A 385-nucleotide genomic window follows, 5' to 3' on the forward strand; every position below is an offset into this window, starting at 1 on the left:
GCCACCCGTCAGGTAGATGACGTGGTTAACGTATTTCAGACCTGTCGATGTTGTTGTTCCAGTCAGTCCGGTATATCCGTCATCCGTTGTCAGAACCGCATTGGCCTCTGCATGAATATGGTCAATGACGATTTTCGAACCCGCGACACAAATCCCTTTGTGATACGCGTCATGACACAGGATAAATGGGTATACGATTGAGTTGCACTCATCTCCGTTAGGGTTTGTAAACAGGGAATATTCATTGACATTACCACAGCGTTCCATAATGCAGACAAAATTAGAATCGTAAACGGGGGCTTGCTCTATACCTACACCGTTTATATCAAGAGCTCGCATGAACTTGCCGAATGCTCCGGTGTATTTCACATAAATACCGCACATC

The 385-nt window shown here is 45.5% G+C and carries 1 pseudogene; it reads right to left on the reverse strand.

The features are described 5' to 3' along the window. Positions 1–369: pseudogene (locus tag AC007G_RS28335) on the reverse strand (hypothetical protein); the annotation flags it as partial. Between the last annotated feature and the right edge of the window lie 16 nt (positions 370–385).

The organism is Klebsiella sp. CSG-1, assembly GCF_056521145.1.